The following is a 10,012-nucleotide window of genomic DNA, read 5'->3' as shown; positions in this document are numbered from 1 at the left end:
GTTCAGGAGCACGGCGTCAAAGCCGAGTTCCATGACGGTGGCCGCGTGCGACGGCCGTCCGAGCCCCGCATCCACAATCAGCGGGACGCCAGGGAAATATCCGCGCATCGAGCGCAGCGCCGTCATGTTGACCGGTCCCAAGGCGGAACCGATCGGTGCGCACCACGGCATCAGGACCTTGCAGCCCGCTTCCAGCAGCCGCTCGGCGACAACGAGATCGTCGGTGGTATAGGGGAATACCGCAAAGCCGTCCTCGCACAGGATGCGGGCGGCTTCAACCAGACCGAACACATCCGGCTGTAGCGTGTCGTGATTGCCGATCACTTCGAGCTTGATCCAGTTGGTGCCGAAGACCTCGCGCGCCATTTTCGCGGTGGTGACGGCTTCCTTGACGGAGAGGCAGCCGGCGGTATTGGGCAGGGTTCTGGCGCCCAGCGAGCGGATCAACGACCAGAATTGTTCGCCGGCCCTACCGCCCGCCATCTCACGCCGCAACGAGACGGTCACCACCGACGTGCCCGATGCCTTGACTGCATCGGCAAGGATGGCCGGCGAAGGATACTGAGCCGTGCCGAGAAGCAGGCGCGACGAAAGCTCGGTTCCATAAAGCTCCAACATGCTAGCCGCCCTGCATGGGCGAGAGGATTTCGATCCGGTCGCCGTCGCTCAACTGGAACTCCGCGCGGTTGGCTTTGTGCACGAGGTCGCTGTTGACGGCGGTGGCGAGCCAATCGCCCTCATAGTCGAGCGCGGCAAGCAACTCGGCCAGCGTGGTGGCGGCAATCTCACGCGCCTCGCCGTTGACCATCAGTTTCATGAGCATGCTCCTTGGTTCTGTCTTGACTGAAAACCAGGTCGGCAGCCTGGCGCGCCATGGCGGGGGCGAGGAGAAAACCGTGACGATAAAGACCGTTGATCGCGATGATCTCACCGTCTGTTTCGACGCGTGGCAAATTGTCGGGAAATGCCGGACGGACACCCACACCGGTTTCAACGATCTCGGCCTCACCAAAGGCCGGATGGAGGGCATGGGCGGCGCCCAGCAGCTCCATCATGGAACGCGCCGTCACCGGTCCGGCGCTCTGGCTTTCAATCATCGTCGCTCCGATCATGAAACGGTGATCGGTGCGCGGCACGGCATAAAGCGGAAAGCGTGGATGAAGCAAACGGACCGGCCGCGACAGCGAGACATCAGGCGTGCGAAGGATCAGCATTTCGCCGCGAACACCGCGCAGCCTGTCATCGGCCGCTGCCATTCCCATGCAGTCTATCTGACGGGCGAATCCCGAAACAGGCCGGGCGTCGCAGCCGAAGTGGAATTTGACACCCATGGTCGCAAGCTTGTCATGAAGTGCCGCCATCGCCGGGCGTGGGTCGAGGTGAGCCTCGTCGGGGAAGAGCAATCCACGCCGGAAGCGGCCGGCGAGGTCGGGTTCCAGGAGCGCAATTTCGTTTTCATCGACGCGCCGATGCCCTGACGTGCGACTGGCGAACCGGTCAAGCTCACCGGCATCACGCGGCGCGGCCACGACCAATGTCCCGGCCCGTGTCACCTGACCCGACAGCACCGCATCCCACCAGTCGGCAGCATCGCGTCCGAGATCCAGCACCGGCTGCTCCGCGCTTTCGCGCTCGCACCATGGCGCCAGCATGCCGCCGGCGAACCACGACGCGTTGCCACCAAGGCCATGCCGCATCTCGGCGACGGTGACCGTCGCGCCGCGGGCGGCGAGTTCGAAAGCGACGGTGAGGCCGGCAACGCCGGCCCCTTTGACGAGCACCCTCATGATGGTTTGGGAGCCTCTGGCACGACCGGTACGCCAGTCTCGTCCGCCTGCATGTAGAGATCGCCGCCCTCCCGGTATTTTGCCGCCATTGCCGCCATGCCTTCCTTCTGGGCCTCGGCACGGATGTCGTGGGAAATGCGCATGGAGCAGAATTTCGGCCCGCACATCGAACAAAAATGTGCCAGCTTGTGCGCCTCCTTGGGCAAGGTCTGGTCGTGGAAGGACCGTGCGGTTTCGGGGTCGAGCGACAGGTTGAACTGGTCCTCCCAGCGGAACTCGAAGCGCGCGCGCGAAAGGGCATCATCCCTGGTTTTCGCTGCCGGATGGCCCTTCGCCAGATCGGCTGCATGGGCGGCTATCTTGTAGGTGATCACGCCAATCTTGACGTCGTTGCGGTCGGGAAGGCCGAGATGCTCTTTCGGCGTGACGTAGCAAAGCATTGCGGTGCCGAACCAGCCTATCATGGCGGCACCTATCCCTGAGGTGATGTGGTCATAGCCCGGCGCGATGTCGGTCGTCAGCGGCCCCAACGTGTAGAACGGCGCCTCACCGCACACTGCGAGCTGCTTGTCCATGTTCTGCTTGATCTTGTGCATGGGGACATGGCCCGGGCCTTCGATCATCACCTGGCAGTCCTTTGCCCAGGCAATCTTGGTGAGTTCTCCAAGTGTTTCCAGTTCGGCGAATTGCGCCGCGTCGTTCGCATCGGCGATTGAACCGGGACGAAGGCCGTCGCCGAGCGAGAAGGAGACGTCATAGGCTCTGGCGATGTCGCAGATCTCCTCGAAATGCTCGTAGAGGAAGCTCTCCCGGTGATGGTGCAGGCACCATTTGGCCATGATCGAGCCGCCGCGCGAGACGATGCCCGTGACCCGGTCGACGGTCAGCGGGATGTAGTGCAGCCGCACGCCGGCGTGGATGGTGAAATAGTCGACGCCTTGCTCGGCCTGCTCGATCAGCGTGTCGCGGTAGACCTCCCAGTTCAGATCCTCGGCGATGCCGTTGACCTTTTCCAGCGCCTGATAGAGCGGCACCGTACCGATCGGCACCGGCGCATTGCGCACGATCCAGTCGCGGATGTTGTGGATGTTGCGGCCGGTCGACAGGTCCATCACCGTGTCCGCGCCCCAGCGGATAGCCCAGACCATTTTTTCGACCTCTTCGGCCATCGACGATGTGACAGCCGAGTTACCGATGTTGGCGTTGATCTTGACCAGAAAATTGCGACCGATGATCATCGGCTCGCTCTCGGGATGATTGATGTTGGCGGGAATGATTGCGCGCCCGCGCGCCACCTCGTCGCGCACGAATTCGGGTGTGACGAAATCTGGGATCGCCGCGCCGAAGGCTTCGCCGTCGCGTTGCAGCTTGCCGCGCATCACCTCGCGGCCGAGATTCTCGCGGATGGCTACGAACTCCATTTCTGGCGTGATGATGCCGGCGCGCGCATAGGCAAGTTGGGTCACCGCCTTGCCCTGCTTGGCCTTGAGCGGCCGATTGCGTATCGGAAATTCCGGTGTCAGGCGCTCGCCGGTGGCGAATCCATTGTCTTCCGGCCGGACGTGGCGGCCGTCATAGGCTTCGACATCGCCACGCGCCGTGACCCATTCGTGGCGAAGCCGGGCAAGGCCTTTTTCGATGCTGGTTTCGACTGATGGATCGGTGTAGGGGCCGGACGGATCGTAGACGGTGACGGGCGGTTCGCCGGCCGTCGGATGGACGGAAATCTCGCGCATCGGCACCCTGATCTGCGGGTAGAGGACGCCGGGCTTGTGGATTTTCCGCGAGGCGGGCAGTGGTCCCGTCGATACGGCGGGGGTGAGGGCATTCATCGTGAGGCTCCTTTGCTCATGCATTGGAGACCCAGTTCTGTGCCGGAAGGATGAAAAGACGCTTCTGTAGACCTGCTGCAACAGGACCTCGGGCGTAAACTCCCGCAAAGCGCTTGCACCGTCCCTACGCCAGTATGAACTGGATCAGGTTCAACGGGTCACTGCGCCGCGAAAGCCAGCAGTATCTCAGCCCCTTGCCGGGACTCCCCTGGTGAATGCCTTAGGTTGAACGGGCTGACGCTATCTTGTCAAGCGCATTCGGGCGCCTTCGGCCGGTGGCGACGACCGGCGGCCAGCCGGGCGGAGAGCTCGCGCATGCATCGGGGACAAGTCACGCCCCGTAGACCGGGGCTGAATGGCCAAAGCCTCATTCGCTTCGTGAAGGATGGAGAAACTGTATTGGCCATGTGCGCGTATCGACCAAGTAGCTCAGGCGGTCACGGATGTGGTTATTCTGGTCGAAGGTGACGAACGGCCTTGGGGGTCACCTCCTTTAGGATTCAGAGGTTGGAAGACGGCTTCTCGCGATCACGGCCATCAGGAAATACCTGTCTTCGGCTCAACCTCGACATGGCGTCCGATCGACCGCAGATATACAGCTATCTCGTTCATGAGATGATCGCGTTCGCCGTAGATTTCAGCAATCCTACGCAGCTGTGGCTCGACGGCCCTCCGTTGCGCTGGCGTGAAATCAGCATCGCCAAAGACGTATCCCAAGTTGCCAATCGCGCAAATTTTGCAGCCGGCGTCCACAACTGCTTGTACGAATGCCGGAATGTCTTTTTCTTGCATGGTCTTCATGTCGAACCTCTCGTGAATGGCGTGCTTGCGCCCCAATCTGCCTTTTCAGCGTGTCCTCTGGGCGGCGCAAGCCCTGAGCGTGACTGTGCACGGGCAACCTCGACTATCCCATCTGCCACGCTCTTTAGAATCGGTGGGGTCTGGTGATCGCAGGCTGGGCCACTCAAAAGCCTGCAAGAAGAAAGTCATGGCGACCATTGCTCAAGATCGCAAGGGTGCGTGCAAGACCTTCCGTTGGCAGTCATGCACGCTCGCTCAGAGATAGTCCGGCCGCGGAAATTCTCCCTTATTCGTAAGAAAGCTCATTGAGCAACTGGGCATTGAGCAACTGGGTCTCACGTCACGGGTCTCGTGTGCTTCACAGCCGAAAAATAGCCGCCGTGGCAATTCTCGAAAAGTGCAGGCTACCTCGTTAAGGACACTGCGGATGATCGTTCGCGCTTGGCAAAAGCGAACGGATTAGTCTATGGCTCTCGGCAGGGGGGCGAGTTATGCGGCGGGTGCGAATCCTTCAAGTAGGCGATATTCACTATCCGGACTGGCATCCTTCCTCTAGCAACATCGATGCCAAGGATAGCAAGTTCGCTCCGAAAATAACGCAGAAGCTACGCGCGTCTTCGCTGCGTGCCGTCTTGACGAAACTTCGGCGGCTGACGACTTCGAAGCCCTTGGATTCGATCGCCTTCATGGGGGATTTCACGAGCCGTGGCGACAAGACCTTCATTGCTTCGGCATTCCAGCATTTCACGTTGCTCTGCCGCGCACAGGGACGCAGTTCAAAGGCGCTTCCGTTGATATTCGTACCGGGAAATCACGATGTGAACCGTGATGACGCGCGCGAACTTGGACCGACTGAGAAATTCAGCGAAATGGCGAGTTTAGCCGCCCGCTTGGGTTGGCAGACCGTTCCCGTGGACCAACCCGTGCACTTCAGACTTCCGACAGGATCCGCAGGCGCAAACTTCATCCTCGTCAACACAGCGATAGGCAGTTGGGAGCTTCAAAACCTTCCCGCGTTCCTTCGTGATCGTCTCGAGGCACTCAGTCCTTCTACAGAGCCTCTAGATCTCGGCTCGCCGGACATCTCGGGACATTCGCCCGCGACACCTCCCAGCGATCCAGACAAGGAGGCGTCCGACGACGAGTATTACGGTCAGATGGACACGCCATACATCTCGCGTGAGATGCTTGCAGGCCTACAGGAATTGCTCCAGCAGCCCGACATGCGTTACGGCATCATAATCGGCCATCACAATCTGCTGCCACAAAAGACTCCGCGCATTACGCCATACGCGGAGATGCTCAACAGCGGATTTGTCAGAACTCAGCTGCTGCAGGGCAACAAGCCTATCGTCTACCTGCATGGACACATACATGCTGATCCGGTCGAGATCGTCAACGATCCAAGGTTTCCGGACGGCAAATTGATCTGCATCTCAGCACCAGAGATACAGTCAGGTTTCAATGAGCTCGTCTTCTTCACGACCGATCAGGGAGAGCTCGTCGGCATCCGACTTATACCCTACCGCACCAATGTCGCCGACGGGACGGTCATGGAAGGCGAACATTGCTTTATTTCGACCATGTCCAACGGCAAGGCCTTTCTGAACAACGACACGTTTGACCTGCTGCGCCGACTGCGCGACCATGCCACCAGGCGCGGGAATGGGTTACTCTTCTGGGACGAGATCACTGAGATTGCTGCCTCCGCCGAGCTCGGGCTAGATCTGGAAGACTCTCTTCTGATGCTCCAAGCGGCGCGCTTCATCGAGATAGACGGCCTCACCAAGGCAAACTCGGCTTGGCGCATTAAGGTAAGGGACGAATAGCGATGGAGAATCCGTTCGGCCCCAACAGGATCGAGTACGAAAGCCGCCCGATACTGTGGTTCAGTCAGAAGTCGGCGTTGATTTCTGCCGCCGCCAAGCCGGTCTTCGTCGCAGGGACGAGAGGCAGCGGCAAGACCAGCATTCTTCGCTCGCTTTCCACAGTCCATATTCTTGAAGACAAAAGTCTCTCGGACCAAGTCGGCAAGCTCGCTTGGTATGGCGTCTTCTTCCAGCTCAATGAGACATTCTCGCCCCTAATCGACAACGCCGTTCTGAACCTCATTCCGGAGCGGATACGCTTCGACACGGCCGCCGTGATCCCGCGGCAATTCGTAATCTTCTCTCACTATCTGGAGCTGAAGATAGTCGAACGCCTGCTCGAGAGCATCGGCCAGCTCAGACGCGACGGCCACTTGAAATACCGGGCCTCCGAAGATAGGGACGTCGCCCTGGCACTGCATCGCGAAGTGCTGCACTTCATACCCCAACCTGCCCGTCTCGACTTCTTCAGCATCGATGAGCTGCGGGGTGGGATAACCCGGTACGTCGACGAATGCTTCAACGCGTTCTTCTTTGCCGCCGATGCCGGAGCGACCGGCTTCAGAGCAACAGACCCTGGCGCGATCATTAACAAGGTCGCGACCGCGATCACTCCACTTTTAAATGGCCCATCTTTCGCCGGTGACAGGGCGCCCTTCTTCAAGATACTGATTGACGACTGTGAAGCACTGACACCGCTCCAACAGCAGTTCCTGAACACCTTGGTGAGAAAGACGCGCGGCAACGTGAAATGGGTCCTCGCCTACATCGGCGGCCTCTACGACACGATCCGGACGATCATACCCGGCCAGTCGCTCTCGAATGCTGACCGGGACGTCGAGAATCTTGATTCAGTCGATCCGAGGGAGTTCGCCACGCTGTGCGAGAACGTGTCGTCGCTTCGGCTGTACTATGCGCTTCCTGACCATCTGCGGAGTGATCTCGAGCGCAACGATGCGCTCAGCGCGTTTTCGCTCAAAAACCGGCTGGGGCGGCTTTCCGTCAATGACATCATCGAGCGGGTTATCATATCGGGTCATTCCGAGGGCAGAGAAGAGCTTGTGGCACTTGCTGATGCAGCACGTGAATTCCTCTCCGTGAATTTGAGGACGGCGGATCAGCAGCAATTCCTTCTTGATCGAAAAGCGCGCCCTTATGCCGAAGGGCTGGCGCTCGCGCTCATGAACCCGGAAATTAAGCGCCGGCCCATGAGCAAGGCGGATGCTTCAAATCTGAAGAGGTCGATCGCCCGGAAACAGGGATGGGCTTTTCTGAAAGCGTGCCAGATGCTGCGTCTGCATGACTACCCGTACGTAGGGCACCAGATCATCACATCATTGAGCGACGTCTGTATACGCGATTTCCTTGATATAATGGGAGAGATCTTCCGCCGCAGTGTTCCGAGTTCCAGTGATCCACGAAAACTGGTGGAATTCATCAACTCGGATTTACAGATTCATCTCGAACAGCAGAGACAGGCTGTGAACGCCGCCTCTCAACGGAAGCTTGATGGACTTCAGGCGCTTTCACATCCGTACGAAGAAGAGAGCGTGCGCATGGTGCGGGCGTTGGGTTACCTGACCGCTCGCCTCCAGACAGAGTTTGCCGAAGAAAATGCTCTAGGAACGACAGAGAGAGGCATTTTCAGGGTTGATCTAAAGGAAATGCGCTCGCTGGTGAACCGACTGGAGCAACCCAGCGGAAAACTGGACGAGGTCCTGCGTCGGGCGGAAAGGGATGGGTTTATCCGGGAGGTCTCCGCCGCCGGCAACTTTGAGGTGGACCGCGCCGACCCCGCATCGAAGGAGATGATGATCAGATTGCATCGGCGATTTGCACCTTACTTCGGGTTCTCCTATCGCGGCCCGTACGAAATCAACACAATCCCTGCGGCGCGGATGGTCGACCTGCTTTTTACCAGGCATCGGCTCCCAGAAGACTGGGCCGACTCGGTGTTTAAGGAGCTCGTCGCGCGGCCCGCACTCAAGACCGAATTCCAGCACTCGCTTTTCGAGAGCGATCTCGAATGACCGCTTCAACTGTCGAGTATCGAGTCTTCGGCCATCTGGCCGTCACCGAGAAGGCGAGAGATGCAGGTACCTGCGAAACGATGGAGGCAGATATCGCGATCGTCGCGCTTGGATGGGAAACGCGTTTCGCCGCGTTCGAAAACCATCTTGACCTGAAGGTCGGCAAGATCGTGGTTCTGGACTTTGCTCTGAAGGAAGCGAACGTCCCAGCCGTCGAAGAAAACCGGCGAAAGCTCATCGCTATGGGTACCCGATGGGGCGTCGAAGTGACTGTGATCACCCTCGAGCCTTCCATCGAGTATCAGAAGAACATCAATCTCCTCGATCACCTGCTCACTCAGATGGCCGCTTCATGTGGCTCATACGAAGGAAGCCTGCGGAAGGTTTTCGTCGAGTGCTCGACGATGCCGCGAATCTACATCCAATGGCTGATTGCGGTGGCATTCAAGAAAATGTCGATTCAGTCTCTCGAATTCGGGTACGCCGAAGGTATCTACGGGAACGCGATCGGCAAAGAGGATTTTTCCAGCGGCTTGGACCGATACGTCACCGTCCCTCATCTTCAAGGCAGCGGAGGAATGGGCGAAGAGAAAGTCCTGCTCGTGGGGATCGGAGGAGATGCCGACGTATTCTACGGATTGATCGATATCGTCAGTCCGGAACGGATCTCGCTCCTCGTCCCAAGAAGCGACAAGAATGCGCATATCGATGCTTTGCTCGATCAACAGGTGGCCAAGGTACGTGAAACCCACCGGCTCGAAGATGGCGAAGTTCGCGACATCCAGGCTTTCGGGCTGATGGCCCACCTCGATGCTTTCGAGACGTATCTCGACGGGTTCGGCTCGCGTGCGGTGGTGAACGTTTTTGTCAGCGGCCCGAAGGTTCAGGCCATCGCTGCTGCCGTGCTCGCCTGCTCCGACAGCCGCGTCCATCTCAAGGCAAGAATTCCCACCTCCTATGCCCATCGTGAAGTCTCAGCGAATGGGCGGTATCATATCTATAGGCTGATTGACCTGACATCCCCTGCCTGCAGCCTTCCCGGGACGTTCTGACACTATCTTGCATTCGAGTAGCATCATGGTCCCAGTAGCCGTTCCGCCAAGCCTTCAGCGCATGTTCGTGTCGCCCGATCCGGTCGATGGGGGGCTAATTCCCACTTGGAAGCTGCTCTACATCAGATCAGGGGGGAATGCAGACTGGCAGAATTCCGTCTAATTAGCGACTAGCTAAAACATATACTCAGGCGAGACTGTTCAGCATAGAAATAGTGAGTCGGCCGTGAACTATCCGCAAGCCATTGATCTGGCCTGTTGATTGAGGCGGATAGCGGCTTTGGAATTGCAGGATTAGCGGTATTTGGACGCTGTTTTCCTGCAATTCGGTTTTGCGATTCCCTTGTGGCGCGGAGCGTGATTCACTCGGTTCGGCGGCGGCGAATCGAGGGGACAGCGAATGTCCAGGCCACGCGAGAAGCGCGAGACGGGAGAGCAGGACCTGTTCCGCTCCCGGCTCGACCAAATCATCAACATGAAGCACGAGCTGGTGCGGCTGGCGCAGGCGATCGACTGGCCGGTGCTGGAGGAGCGTTTCGGCGCCGTCTATTCGGACGGCCCCGGCATGCCGCCGCTGCCGACCCGGCTGATGGCGGGGCTGGCGATCCTCAAGCACACCTTCAACCTGTCGGATGAGGTGCT

At 59.1% G+C, this 10,012-nt stretch carries 8 protein-coding genes, 1 pseudogene and 1 riboswitch; of the genes and pseudogenes, 4 read left to right on the top strand and 5 right to left on the bottom strand.

Going from position 1 to position 10,012, the window contains the following annotated elements; all coding sequences use genetic code 11:
• The 5 genes from ENZ75_RS09965 to ENZ75_RS09940 all read right to left on the bottom strand — a co-directional run.
• Positions 1-618: thiazole synthase (locus tag ENZ75_RS09965; protein WP_164887772.1), on the bottom strand; the 618-nt coding region annotated here is incomplete at its 3' end.
• 1 nt (position 619) lies between these two features.
• Positions 620-817 (bottom strand): sulfur carrier protein ThiS, encoded by a 198-nt coding sequence (thiS, locus tag ENZ75_RS09960; protein ID WP_024504260.1) that lies wholly within the window; start codon positions 815-817, stop codon positions 620-622.
• Entirely contained in the window at positions 786-1,787 is a 1,002-nt protein-coding gene (gene thiO, locus ENZ75_RS09955) for a glycine oxidase ThiO (protein ID WP_063169415.1), read from the bottom strand. The genes thiS and thiO overlap by 32 nt, the downstream gene beginning before the upstream one ends.
• Positions 1,784-3,619: a phosphomethylpyrimidine synthase ThiC gene (gene thiC, locus ENZ75_RS09950; protein WP_063169414.1), complete on the bottom strand. Its 1,836-nt coding sequence runs from the start codon at positions 3,617-3,619 to the stop codon at positions 1,784-1,786. Before thiC ends, thiO begins: the two co-directional genes overlap by 4 nt.
• A gap of 103 nt (positions 3,620-3,722) precedes the next feature.
• Positions 3,723-3,839: riboswitch (TPP riboswitch) on the bottom strand.
• Positions 3,840-4,156: 317 nt separating this feature from the next.
• A complete protein-coding gene (locus ENZ75_RS09940; RefSeq protein WP_082826710.1) occupies positions 4,157-4,420 on the bottom strand; it encodes a hypothetical protein in 264 nt (87 codons plus the stop codon).
• 491 nt (positions 4,421-4,911) lie between these two features.
• On the opposite strand from ENZ75_RS09940, the gene ENZ75_RS09935 reads away from it, so the two are divergent.
• The 4 genes and pseudogenes from ENZ75_RS09935 to ENZ75_RS09920 all read left to right on the top strand — a co-directional run.
• Positions 4,912-6,249, top strand: a complete 1,338-nt coding sequence (locus ENZ75_RS09935) for a metallophosphoesterase (RefSeq protein WP_063169413.1) — start codon at positions 4,912-4,914, stop codon at positions 6,247-6,249.
• Positions 6,250-6,251: 2 nt separating this feature from the next.
• The gene (locus tag ENZ75_RS09930; protein WP_063169412.1) at positions 6,252-8,318 is read left to right on the top strand and encodes a hypothetical protein; all 2,067 of its coding nucleotides are present in this window, start codon (positions 6,252-6,254) and stop codon (positions 8,316-8,318) included.
• Positions 8,315-9,370 carry a hypothetical protein gene (locus tag ENZ75_RS09925; protein ID WP_063169411.1) on the top strand — a complete coding sequence of 352 codons (1,056 nt, stop codon included), beginning with the start codon at positions 8,315-8,317 and terminating at the stop codon, positions 9,368-9,370. Before ENZ75_RS09930 ends, ENZ75_RS09925 begins: the two co-directional genes overlap by 4 nt.
• A gap of 400 nt (positions 9,371-9,770) precedes the next feature.
• A pseudogene (locus ENZ75_RS09920) lies at positions 9,771-10,012 on the top strand (IS5/IS1182 family transposase); the annotation flags it as partial.

It is taken from the genome of Mesorhizobium sp. M7A.F.Ca.CA.002.04.1.1 (assembly GCF_004022805.1).
GTDB classification, from domain to species: domain Bacteria; phylum Pseudomonadota; class Alphaproteobacteria; order Rhizobiales; family Rhizobiaceae; genus Mesorhizobium; species Mesorhizobium ciceri.
The sequence above is the reverse complement of the archived record's forward strand: the minus strand, read 5'-3'. Positions and strand labels throughout refer to the sequence as shown.